The sequence below is a fragment of the Erythrobacter sp. JB1-4 genome, assembly GCF_057365025.1.
Genome location: NZ_CP200292.1, coordinates 3488010 through 3511468, shown reverse-complemented (window position 1 = coordinate 3511468; position 23459 = coordinate 3488010). Strand labels below are relative to the sequence as shown.

The 23459-nt window shown below is 56.2% G+C and carries 23 protein-coding genes; 14 read left to right on the top strand and 9 right to left on the bottom strand.

All coding sequences use genetic code 11. The features are described from left to right. Positions 1–16: 16 nt before the first annotated feature. From rplI to rpsF, 3 genes are read right to left on the bottom strand one after another with little or no spacing between them, the layout of a single operon-like run. Positions 17–673: a 50S ribosomal protein L9 gene (gene rplI, locus AC0V61_RS16490; RefSeq protein WP_486159353.1), complete on the bottom strand. Its 657-nt coding sequence runs from the start codon at positions 671–673 to the stop codon at positions 17–19. A 10-nt stretch (positions 674–683) separates the two neighbouring features. Continuing rightward, a complete protein-coding gene (rpsR, locus tag AC0V61_RS16485; RefSeq protein WP_247271356.1) occupies positions 684–908 on the bottom strand; it encodes a 30S ribosomal protein S18 in 225 nt (74 codons plus the stop codon). After that, positions 908–1273, bottom strand: coding sequence for a 30S ribosomal protein S6 (gene rpsF / locus AC0V61_RS16480; RefSeq protein ID WP_486159351.1), 366 nt, complete (start codon positions 1271–1273; stop codon positions 908–910). The genes rpsR and rpsF overlap by 1 nt, the downstream gene beginning before the upstream one ends. A gap of 196 nt (positions 1274–1469) precedes the next feature. Here rpsF and AC0V61_RS16475 point away from each other — a divergent pair, with 196 nt between their 5' ends. Beyond that, positions 1470–2417, top strand: coding sequence for a DUF808 domain-containing protein (locus AC0V61_RS16475; protein ID WP_486159349.1), 948 nt, complete (start codon positions 1470–1472; stop codon positions 2415–2417). Then, positions 2417–3046, top strand: a complete 630-nt coding sequence (locus AC0V61_RS16470) for a glutathione S-transferase family protein (protein WP_486159347.1) — start codon at positions 2417–2419, stop codon at positions 3044–3046. Before AC0V61_RS16475 ends, AC0V61_RS16470 begins: the two co-directional genes overlap by 1 nt. Here AC0V61_RS16470 and AC0V61_RS16465 read toward each other — a convergent pair. Continuing rightward, positions 3043–3315, bottom strand: a complete 273-nt coding sequence (locus AC0V61_RS16465) for a hypothetical protein (protein ID WP_486159345.1) — start codon at positions 3313–3315, stop codon at positions 3043–3045. The genes AC0V61_RS16470 and AC0V61_RS16465 overlap by 4 nt on opposite strands. Before the next feature lie 316 nt (positions 3316–3631). Further along, positions 3632–5056, bottom strand: coding sequence for a glutamate ligase domain-containing protein (locus AC0V61_RS16460; protein WP_486159343.1), 1425 nt, complete (start codon positions 5054–5056; stop codon positions 3632–3634). A 55-nt stretch (positions 5057–5111) separates the two neighbouring features. Between AC0V61_RS16460 and AC0V61_RS16455 the strand changes: the two genes are divergently transcribed. The 9 genes from AC0V61_RS16455 (at position 5112) to AC0V61_RS16415 (ending at position 13665) form a co-directional block, all read left to right on the top strand. Then, complete coding sequence (locus tag AC0V61_RS16455; protein WP_486159341.1) at positions 5112–5942, top strand: LD-carboxypeptidase; 831 nt, start codon at positions 5112–5114, stop codon at positions 5940–5942. A gap of 26 nt (positions 5943–5968) precedes the next feature. Beyond that, positions 5969–6904, top strand: coding sequence for an ACP S-malonyltransferase (gene fabD, locus AC0V61_RS16450; protein WP_486159339.1), 936 nt, complete (start codon positions 5969–5971; stop codon positions 6902–6904). 91 nt (positions 6905–6995) lie between these two features. Further along, a complete protein-coding gene (locus AC0V61_RS16445) occupies positions 6996–8924 on the top strand; it encodes a beta-propeller domain-containing protein (RefSeq protein ID WP_486159337.1) in 1929 nt (642 codons plus the stop codon). Then, complete coding sequence (locus tag AC0V61_RS16440) at positions 8914–9339, top strand: GNAT family N-acetyltransferase (RefSeq protein ID WP_486159335.1); 426 nt, start codon at positions 8914–8916, stop codon at positions 9337–9339. The genes AC0V61_RS16445 and AC0V61_RS16440 overlap by 11 nt, the downstream gene beginning before the upstream one ends. Before the next feature lie 11 nt (positions 9340–9350). Continuing rightward, positions 9351–10112, top strand: coding sequence for a 3-oxoacyl-[acyl-carrier-protein] reductase (fabG, locus tag AC0V61_RS16435; RefSeq protein ID WP_486159333.1), 762 nt, complete (start codon positions 9351–9353; stop codon positions 10110–10112). 197 nt (positions 10113–10309) lie between these two features. Beyond that, on the top strand, positions 10310–11437 hold the full coding sequence (gene dnaN / locus AC0V61_RS16430; RefSeq protein WP_486159331.1) for a DNA polymerase III subunit beta: 1128 nt from the start codon (positions 10310–10312) through the stop codon (positions 11435–11437). After that, the gene (locus tag AC0V61_RS16425; protein ID WP_486159329.1) at positions 11437–11850 is read left to right on the top strand and encodes a hypothetical protein; all 414 of its coding nucleotides are present in this window, start codon (positions 11437–11439) and stop codon (positions 11848–11850) included. The genes dnaN and AC0V61_RS16425 overlap by 1 nt, the downstream gene beginning before the upstream one ends. A gap of 18 nt (positions 11851–11868) precedes the next feature. Further along, entirely contained in the window at positions 11869–12522 is a 654-nt protein-coding gene (locus AC0V61_RS16420) for a glutathione S-transferase family protein (protein WP_486159327.1), read from the top strand. Positions 12523–12558: 36 nt separating this feature from the next. Continuing rightward, positions 12559–13665, top strand: a complete 1107-nt coding sequence (locus tag AC0V61_RS16415) for a DUF2855 family protein (protein WP_486159325.1) — start codon at positions 12559–12561, stop codon at positions 13663–13665. Positions 13666–13672: 7 nt separating this feature from the next. Here the strand turns inward: AC0V61_RS16415 and AC0V61_RS16410 are convergent, their stop codons facing one another. Together AC0V61_RS16410 and AC0V61_RS16405 are read right to left on the bottom strand one after the other, a co-directional pair. Beyond that, complete coding sequence (locus AC0V61_RS16410) at positions 13673–14527, bottom strand: NYN domain-containing protein (RefSeq protein WP_486159323.1); 855 nt, start codon at positions 14525–14527, stop codon at positions 13673–13675. Between the two features lie 129 nt (positions 14528–14656). Continuing rightward, positions 14657–16423 carry an N-acyl-D-amino-acid deacylase family protein gene (locus AC0V61_RS16405; protein WP_486159321.1) on the bottom strand — a complete coding sequence of 589 codons (1767 nt, stop codon included), beginning with the start codon at positions 16421–16423 and terminating at the stop codon, positions 14657–14659. Between the two features lie 100 nt (positions 16424–16523). On the opposite strand from AC0V61_RS16405, the gene AC0V61_RS16400 reads away from it, so the two are divergent. Further along, positions 16524–17459, top strand: coding sequence for a glycerophosphodiester phosphodiesterase family protein (locus AC0V61_RS16400; protein WP_486159319.1), 936 nt, complete (start codon positions 16524–16526; stop codon positions 17457–17459). Then, a complete protein-coding gene (locus tag AC0V61_RS16395; protein ID WP_486159317.1) occupies positions 17452–18357 on the top strand; it encodes an alpha/beta fold hydrolase in 906 nt (301 codons plus the stop codon). The genes AC0V61_RS16400 and AC0V61_RS16395 overlap by 8 nt, the downstream gene beginning before the upstream one ends. On the opposite strand, the gene AC0V61_RS16390 is transcribed toward AC0V61_RS16395, so the two are convergent. Beyond that, positions 18354–19199, bottom strand: a complete 846-nt coding sequence (locus tag AC0V61_RS16390; RefSeq protein WP_486159315.1) for an alpha/beta fold hydrolase — start codon at positions 19197–19199, stop codon at positions 18354–18356. The two genes, AC0V61_RS16395 and AC0V61_RS16390, sit on opposite strands and share 4 nt — an antisense overlap. A 122-nt stretch (positions 19200–19321) precedes the next feature. Further along, positions 19322–21019, bottom strand: a complete 1698-nt coding sequence (locus tag AC0V61_RS16385) for an alpha/beta fold hydrolase (protein ID WP_486159313.1) — start codon at positions 21017–21019, stop codon at positions 19322–19324. A gap of 217 nt (positions 21020–21236) precedes the next feature. Here AC0V61_RS16385 and AC0V61_RS16380 point away from each other — a divergent pair, with 217 nt between their 5' ends. Then, positions 21237–23432 carry a putative bifunctional diguanylate cyclase/phosphodiesterase gene (locus tag AC0V61_RS16380; protein ID WP_486159311.1) on the top strand — a complete coding sequence of 732 codons (2196 nt, stop codon included), beginning with the start codon at positions 21237–21239 and terminating at the stop codon, positions 23430–23432. The last annotated feature ends 27 nt before the right edge of the window (positions 23433–23459 follow it).

Genomic DNA, 23459 nt, shown 5'->3' with positions numbered 1-23459 from the left:
CTGAGAAGCGAGAGGCTCAGCCTTCGCTCTCCTCGCTGGCGGCTTCCTCGGAAGCTTCTTCACCTTCAGGCGCAGCGCCGTCTTCGAAGAGTTCCTCAGGGATTTCGCCAGGCTCAAGACCTTCATTGTCGATCTTGGTATCGGCCGCGGCTTCTTCGATCTCGCGCTGCTCTTCTTCGAACATTTGCGCAAGAACGTCGACGCCTTGAGTTTGAAGCTCAGCTTCATCGTCAGAGCGGGCAACGTTGGCTTTCACCGTCACGTGCACCTCAGGGTGCAGAGCAACGGTCACATCGTGCATGCCGATGGTTTTGATCGGCGCGCCCATGATGACTTGTTTTTTGTCAACATCGTGGCCTTGCTCAGTGAGCCCTGCAACCATGTCGCGAACGTTGACCGAACCGTAGAGCTGGCCAGTGTTCGAAGCTGCACGGATGAGGATAACCTCAGCGCCAGCCACTTTTTCACCAGCGCTTTCAGCAACGGTCCGCTTTTCAGCGTTCTCTTTTTCGAGACGCTCACGGTTGGCTTCAAACACTGCTTTGTTGGCATCGTTTGCGCGCAGGGCTTTCTTCTGCGGAAGAAGGAAGTTGCGAGCGTAGCCATCCTTAACGGTGACAACATCGCCAATCGTGCCGAGTTTCTCGACGCGTTCAAGGAGAATGATATCCATGTTTTCTCTCCTATTTCACGATGTAAGGAAGCAGGCCGATGTGGCGTGCGCGCTTGATGGCTTTGGCCAGTTCACGCTGCTTCTTGGCTGAGACGGCGGTGATGCGCGAAGGCACGATTTTGCCACGCTCGGACATAAAGCCCTGGAGCAAACGCACGTCTTTGTAATCGATTGTGGGGGCGTCTTTGCCTGAGAACGGGCAAGACTTGCGGCGGCGGAAGAAAGGACGGGCCATCAGTCGCGCTCCTCACGGTCTGAACGGCGCTTACGATCGCGCTCGTTTTTGCGCATCATTACGCTTGGACCTTCTTCGTGTTCGTCGACACGAATGGTCATGTAGCGGATGACGTCTTCATTGATACGGGTCTGACGCTCAAGTTCAGCGACCACAGAGCCCGGGCCATCGATGTTGAGCATTACGAAGTGCGCTTTGCGGTTGCGCTCGATTTTGTAAGCGAGGGATTTAAGGCCCCAGGTTTCGGTCTTGACGACCTTACCTTCATTCGCTTCGACGATTTCGGTCGCCGTGGCCGCCAGCGTGTCAACTTGAGCCTGGCTCAGGTCCTGACGCGCGAGGAAGATGTGCTCATAAAGAGCCATACTTCTTGTCCTTACACTGTAATGCCGATCGCTGGCTGATCTGCGGGATTGCAGGGCCCCTCCGGCTTTCTTTTGGCCGCACCTATTTCGGAACGGTTGCGGGCACATACCGTTTTTGTCGGTGAATGCAAGTGCAGAACGCTTGGCGTGTTGCGCGTGGTCATGCATGACGTTGAGAAATAATGAGGAACTTTACATGCCATCAGGATTGGTTGCGCTGCTTGACGATGTGGCGGTGATTGCGAGGACGGCTGCGGCGTCGGTCGACGATATTGCGGCAGCAGCAGGCCGCGCTGGCTCCAAAACTGCGGGCGTTGTCATCGACGATGCGGCCGTGACGCCCAGCTATGTGACCGGGCTTTCCCCGGCGCGCGAGCTTCCCATCATCTGGGCGATCACTAAGGGGAGCCTGTTCAACAAGCTCATCATCCTTTTGCCGATTGCGATGCTGCTCGATTATTTTGCCCCGTGGCTGGTCATTTACCTGCTGATGATCGGCGGCGCGTTCCTTTGTTATGAGGGCGCGGAAAAGATCATGGAGAAGCTGGGCGGGGCAAAGCACGGCAAGACGGTCGAAGATGAGATCGACGATCCCGTGGCGTTCGAAAAACAGCGCATCGCAGGGGCCGTGCGCACCGATTTCATCCTGTCTGCTGAGATTATGGCCATTGTTCTTAATGAGCTGACGCAGAATGCAGTGATCGCGGAAAGCCTGTGGCAAAAGGGTGCAGCGCTCGCGATTGTCGCGGTTGTGGTGACTGTGGTTGTTTACGGCACGGTCGCGATCATCGTGAAGCTTGATGATATCGGCCTTGCGCTGACCAAGCGCGATAGTGAGGCGGCGCAAAAGTTTGGAGCGGGGCTGGTCGCTTTTGTGCCCAAATTGCTGACCGCGCTTTCGGTGATTGGTACAGCGGCGATGCTGTGGGTTGGCGGCGGCATTATTGTGCACGGCACCCACGAAATCGGCTTCCACCTGCTGTATGATCTTGCGCACGGCGCAGAATACGCGGTGGCAGGTGTGCTTGGCGGGATTGGCGGCTGGTTCACCTATGCGGCAGTTTCTGCGGTGATCGGGGTGATCCTGGGCGCGATTATCGCATTCCTGCTCCACAAGGTGATTGGTTATGAGGGAGCGCATTGATGGCCCTTCCCATCCTCTACACCTGCGCGGGCTCTCGCGGACAGCGCTGCACATGGGCCGCCGAGGAGGCTGGGGTTGAGCTGGACCTGCGCGTCCTCCCATTCCCGCCGCGTCACAAAGCGCCGGAATATTTGGAGACCAATCCGCTCGGCACGATCCCAATGTTGATCGACGGTGAGACCCAGATGACCGAAAGCTGCGCGATTGCGCATTACTTGGCTGTGACGGGCGGGGCGGACGCGCTTGTCGTTGCTCCGGGTGAGGCCGATTACGGCGAGTATCTCGACTACACCTATCACGCCGACGCCACGATCACCTTTCCGCAAACGGTCTATATGCGCTTTGCCCTGTTCGAGAAGCACAAGGGCTGGGAAGATGCGGGCCACGCCTATGCCGATTGGTTTGAAAAGCGGCTTGTGAAGATCGAGCAACGTTTGGAGACCCGCGAGTATCTGTGCGCGGATCGTTTCACCATTGCGGACATTTGCGTGGGATACGCGCTGGTTCTGGCTAAAGCGGTCGGGCTCGATGAGCGTATTCCTGAGCCGCTCAAGGCATACCGTAAGCGGCTGACTTCGCGGGAGGCGTATCAAACCGCAGTCGCCAAGGAAAAAGCAGGCGCGCCCTAAGAGGCATCCAAATCCGTGCCGCAATTGCCACAAGTCTTATTGGGCCAAGGCACAATTATGATACCGCGAAAGAATAGGTTCTTGCCGCAATTGGGGCAGTTGAATTGCCGCATCCTTGCGTTGACGACAATGAGCATCAGCACAGCCGCCGCAAAGGCCCAGGTCGAATGGCCAATCCATTTGTCTATCGTTATAACAAACATAAATGCGGCCAATGTCGCAAACAGCATCATCTGCATATGGCGCACAGCGAGGCGGTAAATCGTCATCTCTGTATTTCTGTTCCCAGGCTATGGCTGCATTTGCGACATCTGGTCGGCGGCGGCAGAAAATCGAAGCAAAAACCAAAAAATGCGAATAGTCGCGGCGTTCTCCATATGCTGCTTCCGCATTCCGGGCAGGAATAGCGATCAGCCAGTCTGAAAAGCCCCAAAAATAGCCAGACACCCAAAATTGTGGCTGCCCACGTCAGATGCTCACCGTCAACCGGATAGGAAACAACGATGAAAACGAGCATGCAAATCATTCCAGCGAATGGAGCTCCGATCCAAAGGAACCAAGACGTCCAAAGGCGGTGGTAGTATGTCAAACCAACTGCTCGAAAATACTCTTTGCAAAGCTGCTTAAAGTGTCATCGCGCGCGCCCATAATGACAATGCGGTCGCCGGGCTTTGCGAGTTCAACAATCCGGTCACCGCAAGCCTCGCGGCTTGCGATATGCTGAGCTGAGCCACCATTTTCCTCGATGAGGCCGATGATCCGCTCGGTCCCCTCACTGCGATCCACTGTGCCCCCGTAATAGACGGGGTCGCACATGATAGTGATGTCATCCTCGCCAAGCTCGCGGGCAAAGGTCTGGGCAAGCTCATCGCCCATCTGGCGCAGGGGCCCGTATCCATGCGGCTGGAAGAAGGCGATCACGCGGCCCTCGGTCGCCTTTAAAGTGCGCAAGGTCGCTGCGCATTTCTCTGGGTTGTGGCCAAAATCGTCGATGACGCTGATGCCGCTCTTCGAAGTGCCAATCACGTCAAACCGACGCGCAAGGCCTTTGAAGCGGCTGAGTGCATAGACTGACCGGCTGAGCTCAATCCCCGCCGCGCTCATCGCTGCAATCGCTGCCATGGCGTTGGCTAGATTGTGCAAGCCGGGCATGGGCAGGTCGAGCGGGTAAACCTTGCGGTCGCGGTTATCGATCAAGACGGCACGAATGCTCAAAGGTCCGTGTTCAATGCTATCAGGCTCGACGATGATATCGGCAGTCTGATCCTCGATCCCGAAAGAGACCAATTGCGAGGCGCGGCCAGCAAGCTCGCGCGATTCCTCGTCATCCATGTTGATAACGGCGCAGCCTGCCTCGAAGACGAAATCGCCGAAAAGAACGCGCAGCTCTTCGATTGATTTGTGGTCGAGGCTGACGTTTAAGAGAACGCCGATTGTGGGACGGTAAAGCGCGATAGAGCCGTCGCTCTCATCGACTTCGCTTACGAAAATCTGCGGGGAGCCGACGCGCGCGCTGGCAAAAGGATTTGCGTCGTCGACGAAGTTTTTCATCACCGCGCCGTTCATAACAGTTGGGTCATGGCCAGCCTCAGCCATGATCCACGAGATCATGCCGGTGACAGTGCTTTTGCCCGATGTGCCACCCACAGCGACCGAATAGCCCGCGCCATTGAAAAGTTCCGCCAAAAGCTCAGCCCGCGTCATCCGTTCGCAGCCAAGTTCCCTCGCGCGGGCGACCTCGGGGACGGTGTCTTCCACCGCGGCCGATGCGATCAAAACCTGTTCGGGCGAGGTAATCCCGCTGCCGTCTTGCGGAAACAGGGTAAAGCCATTGCCAGACAGCCAAGCAAACTTCTCAGGCGTGCGGCCCTGGTCATAGGAACGGTCGGAGCCTGCCACTTCGTGGCCAAACCCCTGCGCTAATTGCGCAAGGGGAAGCATACCCGACCCGCCGATACCGCAGAAAAAGAAAGGGCGCTCTTCAGGCGCTTCGTCCACTGATCCACTCATAGCGGATATGGTTATGGGCTTGCCACGCGAGTTACAAGCGCCCTAGGCTGTCATCATGACAAATATCGCCATTTGTGCACCGGCAAGAGCCATTACCCGCGAGCATGCAGCCAACCTTGAGGCTCTGGTTGCAGCGGAATTTCCCGATCACTCGGTGACGTTCCATGATCAGTGTTTTGAGCGTTCTGGGCATTTTGCGGGCGATGATCTGACGCGGCTGGGCGGATTGCTCGACTGCGCCAATGATCCCTCGTTTGATGCGGTGTGGTTTGCGCGCGGTGGTTACGGCTCAAACCGGATCGCAGAGGCGGCGATTGCGCGGATGAACGCATCGGCCAAGGCAAAGACCTATGTGGGCTATTCTGACTGCGGCTATTTGTTGGGCGCTTTGTATAAGGCCGGGATTGGCCAATGTGCGCATGGATCGATGCCGATCAGCGCGAGCTCTTCGAGTGGTCCTGAATCGGCGCGGAGGGTACTGCGTTGGTTTGGCGGGGATAATTCTGGCCTTGAGCCGAGCCTTGATGGAGCAACGCCCACCGCTGCCTTCAACCTCATCACACTGGCGATGCTCGCTAAGACGCCGCTCATGCCTGACCTTACCGGCCATGTGGTCATGGTCGAGGAAATCGCGGAAGCACACTACGCTATCGACCGCGTGTTCTTCGCGCTTGCAGGAAGCTTGCCGCGCATTGCTGGACTTCGCTTGGGAGCGGTGACGGACATTCCTGAAAACGATATTCCTTTCGGCTCGGACGAGGTGGAAATCGCCAAGTTCTGGTGCGCGCGGGCGGGTATTCCCTACCTTGGGCGCGCCGAGATCGGGCACACAGCTGCCAACAGGGTTGTGCCCTTTGGGCTTGCAGGTCCAGCACGAGCTTCGTAACGGCTCGCTCCAACAGGAGAATTCACATGAAAGCGTTCGTGTTCCCGGGACAGGGAAGTCAGAAAGTCGGAATGGGCACTGAGCTTGCCTCCGCCAGCGGCGCCGCGCGCGAAGTATTTGAGGAAGTGGATGAGGCGCTTGGCCTTAAACTTTCCGCGATCATGGCAAAAGGCCCAGAGGATCAGCTGACCCTTACCGAGAACGCACAGCCTGCGATTATGGCCAATGCGATTGCGACCTTGCGCGTGCTCGAAGCTGAATTCGGAGTGAAGCTTTCCGAGGCTGGTTCATGCGTGGCAGGACACTCGCTGGGCGAATACACCGCGCTTTGTGCTGTTGGCGCGTTTGACCTTTCCACCACGGCGCGTCTCTTGAAACTGCGCGGCTCTGCGATGCAGGCCGCTGTTCCTGTGGGTGAGGGCGCCATGGCAGCGCTTCTTGGCGCTGATATCGCCAAAGCCAGCGCACTTGCCGAAGCGGCCGCCGATGGCGAAGTGTGCGAAGTCGCCAATGACAATGACCCGGGCCAAGTCGTGGTTTCAGGCCACAAGGGCGCGATTGAACGCGCCGTGGCTCTGGTTAAAGAACACGGGATCAAACGCGGCGTTTTGCTGCCCGTGTCGGCTCCGTTTCATTGCTCGCTCATGCAGCCCGCCGCCGACCGCATGTCAGAAGCGCTTAGCGAAACACCACCCGGCGCGCTTGCCTTGCCGCTTTACGCCAATGTTACCGCAAGCAAAGTGACCGACCCTGCCGAAGAGCAATCCTTGCTGGTCCAGCAAGTCACCGGCCGTGTGCGCTGGCGCGAGAGCGTTGCAGCCATGCATGCAGACGGTGTGGAGCATTTCGTTGAACTAGGCGGCAAAGTGCTTGCCCCGATGATCCGCAAGATCGCTGGCGAGGCTGAAACCACCAGCCTCATCACCATGGAAGACCTCGAGGGATTTGCGAGCTCCATCTGAACAATAGGTGGCAGTATGCGACCTTAGTGACTTACATCTGGTATAGTTCCTGATTAGTCTCCTTCCCAGACGCTTTGGGGAGAGATTGGCTATGCGCTGGATACATTCGCTGCTTTTGGGCGCTATCGCTCTTGGGCTAAGCGCTTGCGCTACCTTGCCGCCCATCGACCGAAATCCCGGCAGCATACCCACCTTCGCAAGCGAGGCGGAGATCGACGCCTATATCGCGGCGCAATCGCGCGAGGCGAAGAGGCTCATGGCCCTACCAGACAGCGGCTACCAAGAAGACACAATCATCGTGACGGGGTCCAAACGGGTAGAAGTCGCCATCACCAACAACCAAGAAGAAGGCATCGACGAAGGCGGCATTGTCAAAGCGACGGGCGAATATCTCGTCATCCTGAGGCGAGGGCGGGTGCATGTGGTGCGCCACGGCGGCAATGCGTTGGAGACGGTTTCCAGCATTGACGCATTTCCGCCCGATGACCCCGACCCCGACGACACATGGTATGATGAAATGCTGCTGTCCGATGGCATGGTGGTGGTGATCGGCTATTCCTATGGAGAGGACGGCACCGAAATTTCTCGTTTCAATCTGTCGAAGGAGGGCGCGCTTTCCTACATCGACACCCACTACCTTTCGAGTTTCGATTATTACTCCTCGCGCAATTACGCATCGCGCATGATCGATGGGGAATTGTGGACCTATAGTCCAAGTCCGTTTGACAAGGATTGGCGCGATAACCTCCCCTTTCTCGAACGCCGCCTTCCCGATGGCAGCAGGCAGCGCATTGGCTCCAATCTAAAGCCTGAAGATATGGGCCTTTCCGCCAGCATGCTTGAGCGCATCTCACCTGCGGCTAATATGATGCATGGGATCACGCGGTGCACCGTTTTGGAGCCCCAACTCACCTGCACATCGCGCGCGGTTTTAGGGACGGGCTCGGGTGAATATTACTTCAGCCAGAACGCTGCCTATTTCTGGACCGAAGAAGGCCGCCAAAGCTGGCGCTGGCGAGGGCTCGATGAAGAGGAAGGCTATATCCTCTATCGCTTTGCCTATGATGACCCTGACGTGACCGCGATCCGCGTCCAAGGCGCGCCGATTGATCAGTTTTCTTTCCACGAAGACGATGAAACAGACAGCCTGTTTGTCCTCACGCAAGGCGAGTTCACCTTTGGCGACAGCGACGGCTTTGGGGCAACGATGTGGGATAGCGAGTTTTCCGATGGAGAAACCGCTTTAGTCCGCGTTCCCTTGGACGCGATGGACAATGGCACTCGTGCGGTTCCGCAAGGCTTGTTCCGCGACCTGCCAGCCCCCGATGGATGGCGCGTGCAAAACCGATACGTCGGGCGGCACCTACTCTACAGCGGCGCGCGTTACCGCGAAGAAGGGGAAAGCCCCGAGGTGTTTGTCACCCCGCTTGACGCCAGATGGGTGCAGCGCATTGAGTTGCAGCATGGGATAAGCCGTATCGATCGCCTTGGCAAAGATGGTGTCGTCATCGGGCAGGACGAGAGCGAGCAATTGGGCTTTACCACCATTGAGTTTGGCGAGGCGGCCAAACCCGCTCGCCTTGGATCCACTAGCCTTTTGCCTGCAAGCGACGAAGGCGAAAACCGAAGCCGCGCCTTTTACTGGCGGCCCGATAGTGCCTCTCCTGAAAGCGGTGACGGCGTAATGGCCTTGCCCGTTAACAATGAACTCGACGGCTATGATTTTGAATTCCTGGGCTCCTCCACCGCGATGACGTTCTTGGAGCGAAGGGACGGCCAACTGGCACCCATCGGCGAGATTGGGACTGTGCCCGATGAAAGCGTGATCAAAGCAGCCGAAGAGCTGCAAGCGCTTGAAGACGAGGGCGAGTGTAAAGCATCCTGCACCGACTGGTACGGCAATGCGCGCCCCATCTTTATTGGAGACCGGATATTTGCTCTGATGGGTGATCAGATTGTCGAAGGTGCGTACCTAGATGACAGAATTGAGGAGCTAAGAAGGATCAACTTTGCAAAGTGAATTTTCGGTCCATTGGATCACCAAGGACAACGCGCACCTTCTTGGCAATATAGCGCCCGGCGTCTTCGATCATGCCATCGACCCAGACCGCCTGAGCGCCTATCTCGCGCAATCGGCAAATTGGATGTGCCTTGTGCTCCATGACGGCCTAGTCGTTGGCATGGTCATGACGGTCATCCACAATCATCCCGATAAACCCACCGAACTCTACCTTGACGAGATCGGCACAGGCGACGATTGGCGTCGCAAGGGTATTGCCCGCTTGCTCATGCAGGCTGTTTTTGACAGAGCCGATGACGAAGGCATTGAAGAGATTTGGTTGGGGACCGAGCCGGACAATGTTGAGGCAAACGGTCTCTATCAAGGGTTTAAGCACGAGCGCGAAGACGCTGTGATCTATTATTTTGATTGGTGAGGAGCCGGTAAATGTTTCGACTGGATGGAATGAACGCTTTGGTGACGGGCGCAAGCGGCGGGATTGGTTCTGCGATTGCCATTGCTCTGGCCAAGCAAGGCGCGCGGGTTGCTCTATCGGGTTCCAATGGCGACAAATTGCGTCTGTTCCGCGAACAGCTCATTGCAGAAGTGGGTTCACCAGAGGCAGGCGATCACGTTGAAATCACGTGCAATCTTTCGGACAGCAAACAGGTCGATGAGCTTATCCCGGCGACCGTCGATACGCTTGGCGGGATCGATATCCTTGTGAACAATGCGGGCATCACCCGCGATGGTCTGGCGATGCGGATGAAGGATGACGACTGGGACAGCGTTATCTCCGTCAATCTTGAAGCTGCCTTCCGCCTGATGCGTGCGTCCGCTCGCCCGATGATGAAGGGCCGTTTTGGCCGTATCATCAACATCACATCCGTCGTTGGCCACACCGGCAATCCGGGGCAGATGAACTACTGCGCCGCCAAAGCGGGTCTTACCGGCATGACGAAGAGCTTTGCGCAGGAAGTCGCAAGTCGCGGCATTACCGCCAACTGCGTGGCTCCCGGCTTCATCCGCACCGCTATGACAACTGCGCTTGATGAAAAGCAAACCGAGACCATCAACGCCAAGATACCTATGGGCAAAATGGGCGAGGGCGATGACATTGGCGCGTCTTGCGCCTTCCTTGCAAGCCGCGAGGCCGGTTACATCACCGGTGAGACGATCCATGTGAATGGAGGTATGGCGATGCTGTAAGGGGGCTCGAAAAGGGCCATATCGGCGGCTTTGGACCAATCCTGCGGCCCTTATCCCCAAGGGAATCGTGCCTGCACAGGTTACGAACTTGCCCAGCGTCACAGCCGCGCTAAGGTTTTCCTCGATTCTTAGGCGGCGGTAGGGCGATTCCAGCCCTCACGAGACGCCATAAAACACGAAGACGATAGGTTACGCTGATGAAGGCTACGATCGAACGCGCGACGCTCCTGCGTTGTCTCTCCCATGTTCAATCAGTGGTTGAGCGCCGCAACACCATTCCCATCCTCTCCAACGTCCTGATTGAGGCGTCTGAGGGCGGTAATGTGAAGGTGATGGCGACCGACCTCGATCTGCAAGTGGTTGAGACTATGAGCGCCGCGTCTGTTGATACGCCCGGCGCAATCACAGTGTCCGCGCACCTCCTGTTCGATATCGCTCGCAAGCTGCCTGATGGGTCACAGGTGTCGCTCGAAGCTGCCGACAATCAGATGGTTATCAAAGCAGGCCGGAGCCGGTTTAAGCTGCCAACCCTGCCGCGCGATGACTTCCCTGTGATCGTCGAGGGCGATCTTCCAACGTCATTTGAGTTGCCAGCACGCACCTTGGCGCAAATGATTGATGCGACGCGCTTTGCGATCTCGACCGAGGAAACGCGTTATTATTTGAACGGCATCTTCCTGCATGTCAGCGATGATGACGGCCCAGTTTTGAAAGCAGCTGCCACCGATGGTCACCGTCTAGCCCGCTTCACCATAGCCCAGCCTGATGGCGCGGACGGAATGCCCGATGTCATCGTGCCACGCAAAGCGGTCGCGGAATTGAGAAAGCTTCTCGAAGAAGCCTTTGATGGTGCTGTTATGGTTGATCTTTCGGCCTCGAAAGTCCGCTTCACATTGAGCGGTGAGGGTGGGGTAGTCCTGACCAGCAAGCTTATCGACGGAACGTTCCCTGATTACAGCCGCGTCATCCCAACCGGCAATGACAAGATCCTTCGCGTTGACCCCAAAGCCTTCCACCAAGGCGTTGACCGGGTGGCAACAATCGCGACTGAGAAGACGCGCGCCGTCAAAATGGGGCTCGACAATGACCGCGTGACGCTGTCGGTGACTTCGCCTGATAACGGCAATGCATCTGAGGAGCTCGCTGCGAGCTATTCAAGCGATGGCTTTGAAATTGGCTTTAATGCCAATTACTTGAAAGACATTCTTGGACAATTTGACTCTGATGAAGTCGAGCTTCACTTAGCCGATGCAGGCGCTCCGACGCTGATCCGCGAAGATGATGCAAGCCCTGCGCTTTATGTCCTTATGCCGATGCGCGTGTAATGCGGTTGTTCGGGGGGATCATCGCTGGCGCGCTTTTGTTGGTCGGAATTTCTGTTTCAGCTCAAGAGAATAATCAGCAAAGCGGACAGGGTTTCTCACCCGAAGACGATCTTGATTGCGCGCTGTTCATTGGCGGGCTTCTGGGTTCCGATGATGGGGTGATGACGCCAGATGCCAAACAGGCTCTTGTCAGTTCGATGACATACTTCCTAGGCCGTTTCGAAGCGCAGCGTGGTACTCCTATTAATGTCGCTTTAGCAGAGCGTTACCCGATCTTTCTCGAACAGGACTCAAGTCAGATTGAACAGACCTGCGGGCTTCGAGCGCGAGGGTTCGGTCGGCGAATGGAGCTTGTTGGGCGGGTTATGGCTGATGTCCAAAGCGAGACTGCACCACCCAGTGAAGAGCCGTAGGCCGCTAAAGGTTCTTTGATGGCCGACAGTTCGCAATCGCAAGTCCGCATCTTCGGAACTGTGATCTCCACCTACACACGCATAGTGGAAATCACCGCTGAGGAAGCAGGCCTCTCTCGCGAGACAATTGCGACACCTGCGCGCTCTGCGCAGAACAGACACCCGTTTTCTAAAGTGCCTGTGGTGGAAGTCGATGGCCTTGAACTCATCGAGAGTGTCGCCATCACGCAGTATCTCGACAATGCGCATGGGTCCGAAGCCCTTCAACCCACTAAACCGTCACATCGTGCTGTGATGGACAAGTGGGTGGCAGTGGCTAACAACTACCTTTTCCCTCTTTTCGAAGAAGGTCTGGTAATGCCGTGGATCATGCACCGCGTGGCGGGCTATCCCATTGACCCTCAACGCATAAATAATTCGCTCCCGCAGATAAGCCGCGCTTTGGGTTTTGTCGAGGCAGAGTTGCAGAGCGATGGCGCATGGACTGTGATTTCGGGTGAGGCAGGCATCACATTGGCCGATGTGTTTATGTACCCGATTATGCGGTCGTTAGAGCTCACGCCGCAGGGCGAGGTCGGCATAGCGCAATGCGACATGCTCAAGGCATGGCTGGAAACCCTCAAAAATCGTCCATCGATCGTCGCAACACGCTGGGAAATCGAAAAGGGATAAGCTAACCTTCAGAGAAACAATGAGGATGCTTTATCGATGACATTAGCCCAAGTTCACGTTCGCAAAGACAAGCTTAGTGAAGCCACGCTCATTGAAGCGCCGACTGACGAGCTGGCAGATGGTTCGATCCGTTTGAAGGTCGAGAGCTTCTCAGTGACCGCCAATAATATCACCTATGCGGTGGTTGGCGATGGCTTTGGCTATTGGAATTTCTTCCCGCCTAAGACGGACGAGGAGGGGCTTGGTATTGTCCCCATGTGGGGGCACGCGGTTGTTACAGAAAGCAAGAATGACGCCTTTGCCGTGGGTGAGCGGGTCTATGGCTATCTGCCCATGGGGTCCCAGCTTGATGTGGTGCCTGGCAATGTCACCGATGCGAGCTTCTCTGATATGACCGACTATCGCCAGCCGATGAGTCCAGTTTATAACAATTACAATCGCTTGGCAGCGGACCCTGAGCATGATTCCGCCCGTGAAAACGAACGCATGATCTATGGCCCGCTGTTCAAGACCGGTTTTGTGATCGACTACTTTATGCGTTCTGAGGATTGGTTTGGGGCGGATCAGGTGATCCTAACCAGCGCATCTTCCAAGACTGCGATGGGCTTGGCTAGCGTTGCCAAGCAGAACTCGCCCAAGGTGAAGCGCATCGGTTTGACGTCTGCTGGAAACGTAGAGTTTGTCGAAAAAACGAGGCTTTATGACGAGGTCCTCACATATGAGATGATCGGCACTCTCTCGATCACTCCCAGCGTGACAGTCGATTTTGCAGGAAACGCTGATGTCCTTGCCAAGCTCCACAATCACTTCGAGGACACGCTGAAATACTCCTGCCTCGTGGGCGCTACCCATATTGAGGCGCGCAGTTCCATGGCCGGAAATGGGGGCGGCGGTGCCGGTGAGCTTCCCGGGCCAAAGCCTACGCTTTTCTTTGCACCAGACCACTTTGTGGCGTTCTTCAAGGAACACGGTCCAGCGCAAGGCGGGAAAATGATTGCGGCGAATTGGCACGGCTTTTTGGACGCGGTTGAGGGCGCAATCGAAATGGAGGCGCACAAAGGCCTGGAGGCTGCACGGGCGACCTATCTGGAAATGATCGCGGGCAAGATTGATCCTGCAAAAGGGATCGTGATCGAACCTTAATTCTCAGTCAGTTTTTCGAGAGGGCTTCACGCACGTAGCGACGTGCTTCTCGCTTCTCGTTTCCAAGTAGGTCTCTGCCGAGTTTGTCTCTAGCTGTAGCAAGCATTGGGGCATCAAGCTCCCGGGGCAGACTTCCGGTTGTCGCTACGACTGTACTCATCTGCGCAAGTTCGTCTGCGTCAAACCGACTTAAGACGCCTGTTACAACTTCTGATAGCAACTTCTCGTCGAGTTGTGCGTCAGAAGCGCTATTCTCATTGGTCTGAATTAATGACTTTGTCGTACTTTCAGACGCTGGTGGGGCCGTGTGTTGATTGCCGTTGCTGCATTTCAGAAATGATTTGATCGTGGCAAGATCAAGCTCTGCTATAGAATCCATTTCCTGACGCAGATGTGGAGAGACATTACCTCTGGTGGGCACGATTCCCAGCAAATGAACGCGAACTCCAAACGACTGTGCTACTTGCACCCCAACGCGGACATCCTCATCACCTGCTAAGATCAGGGCGTCGTGGATTGCATTGTTTCGAGCAAGCTCAATCAAGTCCGTAACAATAAGGGAATCCACGCCCTTTTGTTGCCCCTGACTGTTAAGCATTCCAAGCCGAAGCTTTACAAAAGGCTCTTCGCCCAAGGCCGTTTGAGCCGCGGTTGGTCCGGTGTATGGCTTAATCCCGTCATACCAATAGGTTCGTAGCACTCTTGCGTCAGGCTCAACAATCTTGGCCTTCGTAACCAAAGCATTGAGCGCTTTCTTCGCATCGAGTTGGCAAACGGCTCGGGGTTGTTTGGCCCCTGAAATCAGGGCACTACCTGCGGCAAACAGATATCCTGCGTCGACAAATATCGCGGTTTGCCGCATTCCAGTTCCCCCAAATGAAACGGGGCCCCCGCAGGGACCCCTAAGTAATCGAATCGCAGAGAAATACGTAACCTCTACAGCTTCGTCCGGTACCATATGCCGTAAGCGAGTTAAAAAATCAATAGTACATCACTCAGCCGCTTCCGCCAGTTCTGCGCGTTGCGGGCCACGGATCAGGCCGCCGGGCGCCTCACCGGTCCATTTGCCAGCTTCAAACGTAACCGCGCCATTTTTGATCGTGTAATCATAGCCTTGCGCCTTCTGAAGCAAGCGCTTGCCGCCTGCTGGCAAGTCAAAGGCGAGCCATGGGCGGCCAAGTTTCAAGCGTTCCAAATCGATCACATTGAGGTCAGCCATATAGCCGGGTGCAATCACCCCGCGATCTTCGAGGCCGTAGAGCACGGCGGTGTCGCGGCATTGGCGCTTGATCGCGTTTTCGAGGGTGATCCGGTCGCCGCGCTTTCTGTTTTTGACCCAGTGCTCAAGCATAAAGGTTGGCGAGGCTGCGTCGCAGATTGTGCCGCAGTGTGCGCCTCCATCGGAGAGCGAATTCACCGTGTCATCGGAATGCTGCAAGGGGTGTAGGAAGTCGAGATTGCCGTCTGCATAGTTCAAGATCGGCAGATAGATAAACCCGGTTCCCTCGTCCCGGCATAGCAGGTCATAGGCGTATTCCTGCGGGTCTACGCCCGCCGCTTGCCCGCGTGCATTGATACTGGCTGAGGCTTCGGGTTCATAGTCGAAGTCGTCGTCCATCTCATACTGCAAGGCCCAGCCCATGGTGATGACCGCGACTACTTCCATGATGTCTTGCGGCGCATCGGTGTAATCGCTGGTTTCTGAAAGGAGTTGCGCTTTGAAAGCGGGGTCCAAGAGTTTGGCTTTCTGTTCCGCCCATGGAAGATCGGCGATGGCCATCCAGCTTGGGCGGTAAACGAAGGGGTGCACCGTACCCTGCCACGCCATGATGATCCCGTTTCCGCGAAGGGCAATTTGAGCCACGATATTGGCGCCATTGTCATTCTCGGCACGCATATTGGCGATTTGTTCGTCAAGCGGCTGTTCCTTGGCGATGGATTGGAGGGCTGCGAAAGTCACCGGGATCCCTGCCTCGCGGCTGAGTTTACCCATCCATTCAAATTCATTCCATTCGCGCTTGAGGTCGCTTGCCATTTCGAACACGGCATAGCCGCCAGCGTCTCGGCCGCGGCCCATTCCGTGGCCGATGGCGACCAGTTCTTCTGCCGTTGCGGTGGTGCCGGGAACAAGCTCTCCATCGACCGATTTGTGTAGGACCGTGCGTGAGGTGGAGAAGCCGAGGGCTCCTGCGCGCACGCCTTCTTCGACGATATCAGACATCGCCTTTATGTCTTCCTCGGTCGGGATAGCTCCGGGCCGCTCGCGGTCGCCCAGCACATAGGCGCGCACCGCGCCGTGCGGGACATGAGTGCCCACGTCGACGGTGCGAGGAAGCTTCTCGAGTGCGTCGAGATATTCGGGGAAGGTCTCCCAATCCCATGTGATGCCTTCCGCCAAGGCGGTGCCGGGGATATCCTCGACCCCTTCCATCAGGCTGATGAGCCATTCGTGGCGGTCGGGTTTCGCAGGGGCAAAGCCCACGCCGCAATTGCCCATGACGACCGTGGTGACGCCGTGCCAGCTGGAAGGGGCCATTTCTTGGTCCCAAGTCGCCTGGCCATCGTAGTGTGTGTGAATATCGACAAATCCGGGAGCGACCACTTTGCCGCTTGCGTCAATTTCCCGTGTCGCATCGCCGCGTACTTCGCCCACTTGCGCGATAAGGCCGTCTTTAACCGCCACGTCGCCTGTAAAGCGCTCTTGGCCGGTTCCATCAACGATGGTTCCGCCCCTGATGATTAGGTCGAATGCGGGCATGTTCTCTCTCCTGTCTCTTCTTGCGGAAAGTCTCATATCGCAACCGGCTTGTCCAGATGGGTGAGGGCGCTAGTCTGGCGGCAACAAAGGGGATGATTCTGTGAAATTGCGACTATTGATGACGGCGGCGATCCTGATTGGTGCGCCAGCACAGGCTCAGTTCCAAGGCGGGCCATGGGAGATGCCGACCGATGGCGATCTCTCCGCAACTCTCGATTGCCTTGAGGCTGAGGGCAAAACGATCGTCTCCGCGCACCGGGGAGGGCCTTCGCCGGGCCTTCCTGAGAATGCTATACCGACGATGGATGCGGTTCTCCATGCTGCGCCCGCTATGATGGAGATCGACGTCGCGGCGAGCCCTGAGGGCGTTCATTACCTTATGCATGACCGAACTTTGAACCGCACGACCACAGGTGAGGGCTCTGTCACCGACGTGCCATGGGAAGTTGTGGCTCAGCTTAAACTGGTTGATGAAGCGGGATGGGTGACACCTTACCGGGTGCCCACTTTTTTCGAGACACTTCGCTGGGCCAAAGGCAAAACCGTGCTTCAGGTGGATTTCAAACGGACGGCGGATTTTGAGACCGTAATCCGGGAAATCCGCGAGGCGGGCATGGAGCAAGGCGTGATCCTCATCGCCTACACAAAGGCGCAGGCCACGCGGCTTTATGAGCTCGCGCCGGAGATGCTGATTTCTTATTCAGTAAACGCGCCCGGCGAGCTGACTGAGATCGTTGAGGCTGGCATTCCGGCTGAAAATATTGTGGCGTTTACCGGTACAAGGGTGGCGCGGCCTGATCTCTATTCGGCGCTCGACGAACAGGATGTTGAGGTGATCTTCGGCACTTTGGGCCGCCCGGACCGCTCGCTTGACGGGGTGTTTGAGCGCTTTGGCACTGATGAACGCTATGCAGAACTGGGAGAGGGCGGGGTGGATATCATTGCCACCGACCGCCCGCGTGCAGCAGCCAGAGCGCTGGCCCAAGAAGAACGCCTGCCCGCTCCGGGCACATGCGGCATCACGCGCGGTGACTAACACTCAGCGAACGCCAAGTTGGAGCCCGCCAGCCGATAGCGGGATCGACATCAAATTTGTCGAGACCAATAGTCTGACGTTTGAGGTGGCCGAAGCAGGAGAGGGCGATCATCTCGCCCTGATGCTTCATGGCTTTCCTGAGCTGCATTATTCGTGGCGGCATCAAATGCCTCTCTTGGCTAGCAAGGGATACCGCGTATGGGCCCCGAATATCAGAGGCTATGGCGGGACGGACCGGCCCGAAGGCGTGCGCAATTATGCGCTCGATCATCTGACGCAGGATGTGGCGGACCTGATTGATGCAAGCGGTGCCAAGAAGGTGACGCTGTTCGCGCACGATTGGGGAGCGATCATCGCGTGGATGTTTGCTATTCTCAAGAAGCGCCCGCTTGAACGGCTCATCATCATGAATGTGCCTCACCCAAAGCCCGGACGGCGCGAACTCAAGAAATGGCGGCAGTTTAAGAAGAGCTGGTACATCTTCTTTTTCCAGCTCCCTTGGCTCCCTGAGCTTATGCTGGCGCGAAACAACGGCGATGCGATCGGTGATTTGATCGCGAACACATCCTCCAACCCGGATCGCTTTGGTCCTGAGGAACGCGCAATTTACAGCGAGGCGAGCAGACGTCCCGGTGCTCGCACAGCGATGGTCAATTACTACCGCGCGCTTCTACGGCATGGTGGCACGGTTAATCCCGGCGACTTCACGGTTGATGTCCCAACCCTCATGGTCTGGGGCGAGGAGGACGTCGCGATTGACATCCACTGCACCGAGGGGACGCAAGCATGGGTGCATGACCTAACACTAAAGCGCCTCCCCGGGGTCTCCCACTGGGTGCAGCAGGATGCGCCGGATGAGGTGAACGCTATTCTATCGGAATGGCTACCCGAGGCCTAAGCCGCTTTGCTTGCCGCCTCTGGTCGGTCAAGGAATTCGCGGATTGCTGAAACGCTCTCTTCCTCATGGCTGAGAAGGAAAAGGTGGCCGCCGCCTTCCATCACGACAAGTTCCGAATTGGGGATCAGCATATTGAGGAACTTACCGTTCGTCAGAGGCACAATCGCATCGTCATCGCCCATCATGATGAGCGTCTCTTGCTTTAAGAGGAACGGGAGAGCAGGCGCGCTTGTCCAGCCCAGCATACAAAGCAGCTGATACATATAGCCGCGCGGGGAAGGGGGTTTGAGGCGCGACATATGCCCACCTTTGCCCTTACTCTTGCCAAGGCCATCGCCATACAAAGTCTCAAAGTTTTTGAGCATGTAGTCCGCGTCGACGTAGCGGCGCGGGTTCGCCATTTTGGTAAGCGCTTTGGGGCTCCCCGGCATCATCAGCATCCCGGCGCTGGTCGCAATCAGGATAACCCGGCGCGCAATATTGGCATGCTGCATGGCGAAATGCTGTGCCATGCCGCCGCCCCAGCTGATGCCCATGACATCAACCTCTCCCACGCCGAGCTTTTTGAGCAGCTCAGCCGCCGTCCAGCTCATGGTGAAGGGGTTATACGGCATCACGGGATCGGGCGATTCGCCAACCCCCGGCATGTCGAACATGATGAAAGGGCGCTCGCTCAAAGCGTCAGCCATCGGGGCGACGGCTTCGATATTTGCCCCAATTCCATTGAAGAAAAGAACGGGCAAATGATCAGAAGGCTGATCCAGCCTCCATGTAGCAACCCGTAGCGTCCGCCCGCCCACGTCTTCCATGGTGACGCGCGCATCTTTCATCAATTCAGCCACAATTGACCTAACCTTTCCGTCCGCGCCAATTGGGGGGAAGAGGGTGGGAGGCACGGCTCGCAGATCCCTTGCGGGCTGTGCCTCCCATAAGCTCTTTAGGCGCTCTTTAAGTCAGGGCCTTATCAGACTTCTTCAACAACGTAGAGTCCCGGAGCGCTATCTTGAGGCGGATAAGCATCGCTTCCCACAGCCTCAGGCGCAGCCACTTTCTTGCCCGAACGCTTCTGGATCCACTCCATCCAATAGGGCCACCAGCTGCCTTTCACCTCTTCGGTCCCTTGCAGCCATTCGTCAGCGGTTTCAGGCAGTGCGCCCTTCTTCTTCTGAACGAAATATTTGGCTTTGGGGTTGGTCGGCGGGTTGAGGATCGCCTGCATATGGCCCGACTGAGACAGAACATAGGTCACGTCTTTCGACCCAAACAGCTGGGTGGACCGGTACGTCGCCTTCCACGGGGTGATGTGGTCGGTCACGCCGCCAAGGATAAACAGGTCCGCGGTAACTTTGGTGAGGTCCACCTTGTGATCGGCCATCTCAGTCTCACCCGGTGTTGAGAAAGCGAGGGTCTCATAAAGAGTGAGGAAGTCGCCCATCAGGCTTGCCGACAAATTGGTCGCGTCCGAGTTCCAGTAAAGGACGTCAAACGCGGGCGGGTCCATGCCGAGCAGGTAATTGTTGATCACATAGTTCCAGATGAGGTCATTGGGCCGCAGCCACGCAAAGCCGCGTGCCAGATCGTCGGCCTTGATGATCCCCTTCTTGGCCGCGCGCTGCTTGGCGATTTGCATGCCGTTTTCGCTGACCAAGGACCCCGCTTCGATGTCAGTCGCCTTGGGATGCAGTACGCAAACCATCAGCGTGAGCGTGCCAAGGATCGGGTTATCGGTTGCTGCAAGCTTTGAGGCGAGGACCGAGGCGGTTTGACCTCCTGAACAGCCAGCAGAGACGTTGACCTTCTTCGAGCCCGAAATCTTCGAGACAATGTCCAACGCCTCTTCGCAAGAGGCGATGTATTCATTCATGCCCCACACGCCCTGTTCTTTGGACGGATTGCGCCAGGAGATCACGAAGGTCTGCATCCCATTGTCGACCTGCCATTTGATGATCGATTTCTCGGGCGAGAGGTCGTTGATGTACATCTTATTGATTTGCGGCGGGATGGTGAGCTGGGGCACCTCATAGACTTCGTCTGTTGTCGGCGCGTAGTGGATGAGCTCATACATCTCAGTGCGGTGAACAACGTTGCCCTTCGACGTCGCGATATTCTCGCCAAGCTTAAACGGGCGCTTGTCCACCTGGCTGACCATGCCCTTGTTGTGGACGATATCGTTGTAGGCGTTCTGCAACCCTTTAATGAGGCTTAGCCCGCCTGAGTTGATCACTTGTTTTTGGGCAATTGGGTTGCCCGCCAGGGTGTTGGTAGGCGCTAAGCTATCGATGATGATGTTTGAGATGAAATTGGCGCGGTTGCGCTCAAGCTCATCAAGCTCAAGATCTTCAAGCCAATTGTTCATGCCCTTTTGGATCGCAAGATAGTACTGCGCACCGGCCCGGAAGAACGGATTGAACTGCCACGCCGGGTCCATAAATCGCTTGTCTTTGGGGTGCGGGGCAAGGTCGCTTTTGCCGGTGACAATCTTGACCATATCCTCGGTCATAGATTGCGCGTGTTTCATCAAACGTTTTGGATCAGACGCCGTCTCTCGCAGGAGCACTGCGACAGCTCCCACAAAATCCTCCCGCGCAACTCCGATCAGCGGGCCAAGCGCATTGGTGGATTGTGCCGCTTCATTCTCGAGCGTTACTTTTGCCTCAGGCATTCCTGCATCCCTTCACCTTGGGTTTATTTCCCCGTCCCAATCGAAGCACGTGATGACCCTATTGGTGTAAATTTGCAAGGCGCCCGCGCAGGGTCGATCCAAAATTCGCTTTGATTACAATCGCCGCCAATGTCCTTCGCAACAGTCGGCGTAGTTTAACCTTCCTTCACCCATTTGCGTTAGTCCGGCCCGCAACGAATAAGGATTTCGAGCGTCAATGAGTGGACTGTTGTCAAAATTGTCTGGTGGACATGCAGCCGAGCCTGCGTCCCAGCAGGGCAACGCACGACTGTCCGAGACGCGGCGCAGCGCAGCATTGCTCGCGGGCCTGGAGGCTGCCGACCTTGGTTGGTTTTGGGAAAGTGATGCAAATGGCCGGCTAACTTATCTAACCGATTCTGCGATTTCGGCGATCCAAAGCGACAAGACCAATTTGATCGGGAGCGACCTTACACAGATTTTCGCAACCGCCACTTCCGATGAAGAGGGAAGCACCTCTCGCCCGCTCAAATTCCGTTTGGCATCGCGCAGTCCGATTTCTCGTCTCAATGTAAAAGTCCTCACCGATGAGACGCAAGAGGTCTGGTGGGAGATTTCCGCGTCACCGCGCGTGGATGAGCTGGGCAATTTCGAAGGATTTTATGGCACTGCTCGGGACATCACCAAAAGTCTCGCGCAAACGCGCGATTCTGAGCGTGCTGCCCAATACGATTCTCTGACCGGGCTTGCCAATCGCCTCCGCATGGCGCGTCAGCTTGAGCAGACCCTCAAGACTTTCAAGCAGTCTAAACGTTCATGCGCGATCATGCTGCTTGATCTCGACCGGTTCAAGAAAGTGAACGACACCCTTGGACACCCTGCTGGCGACGAATTGCTAAAGCAGGTTGCTGTTAGGATCAAAAAACTGGTTGGCGACCGCGGTGAGATTGGTCGGCTCGGGGGCGACGAATTTCAAATCCTCTTGCCCGATATCGATGACCGCGGCGAACTTGGTGATCTTTCAAAGCGCCTCGTTCAGATGCTCTCTCAGCCTTATTCGGTTGAAGGGGCACGTGCGATTATCGGTTGCTCGATTGGCCTCGCGATTGCGCCTTATGATGGCATTGAGGCAAGCGATCTTGTGAAAGCTGCTGACCTTGCGCTTTATGCGGCCAAAGATGCAGGCCGGGGCACGTACCGCTTTTACTCAAGTAAGCTGAGCCAAAGCGCCGACTTTCGCCAACGAATAGAAGACGATTTGCGCGATGCATTGGCTCAGGGTCAGTTTCTGATCCAATATCAGCCGATTGTAGATGCCGGGACCCACAAAGTTTCCTCGCTTGAAGCGCTTCTTCGTTGGGAGCACCCTGAGCGAGGGCGAGTTTCACCAGCGGATTTTGTGCCTGTCGCTGAAGAGCTTGGTATCATTAATGAAATCGGCGAATGGGTTCTTGAAGAGGTCTGTATGCAGCTCGGCAGTTGCCCGCCTGAATTGCGTGCAGCTGTTAATGTGTCGCCGATCCAATTTGCCTCAGATGATTTCTATTCCGCGATTGACCGTATTCTTCTCAAGACCGGCGTTGATCCTTCGCGCATCGAGCTAGAAATTACCGAAAGCGTCTTTGTTGGTGATCTTGACCGCACGCTTGCTCTGTTCAAGCAATTGAAAAGGCGCGGTCTTCGTTTGGCATTGGACGACTTTGGGACCGGCTATTCATCGCTTAGCTATTTGCGTGATGCGCCTTTTGATAAGCTCAAGATCGACCGCAGTTTTGTGCGCGGTTGTACAGTCGAGGACAACAACAACAGCGCTCTTGTGTCGGCTATCGTCAGCATGGCGAAAGCGCTCAAGATGCAGACAGTGGCCGAAGGGATTGAGACCAAGGATGAACTGAAACTGGTAACATCCCTTGGCGCGACCCATCTGCAAGGATATTTGTTCTCTAGCCCCATTTCATTCGAAGACTTGCTTGAAAGGTTTGAGAATAAGGAGCTCGAGTTTAAGCCACGTGGACCGGAGAAATACCGTGCTGAGCGCAGGACCGAATTCCGCAGAATTGGCCTTATTCATGGCGACAGCCGTTATAATGTCTTCTTGCGCAACATCTCAAAAACTGGCGCACGCATCGAAGGACTTCTCGACGTCCCAGTTGGTACTGAAATGGTGCTCGATCTTGGGGACGGACAGCTGGCAGTTGTTACAGTGAGGCGCTCCGAAGGCTTTACTCAAGGCGTTGAATTTGAAACTCAATTGATTAGCGATGGCGCTAATGGTTTCTGCACAAGGCACCGCGTATCGCCATATCAGATCGAAGCTGCTGGACGCCCACTTGGAGCGCTTACCAATTCTGCTGTTGCGGCCTACACCGGGGGCATGTCGAGCGCACCGAAAGCCTTTGTCGAAGTCGATATTGGCGCACAAATCAGACGTTAACTCCCCAGTTCAATTCAAACCCGCGAT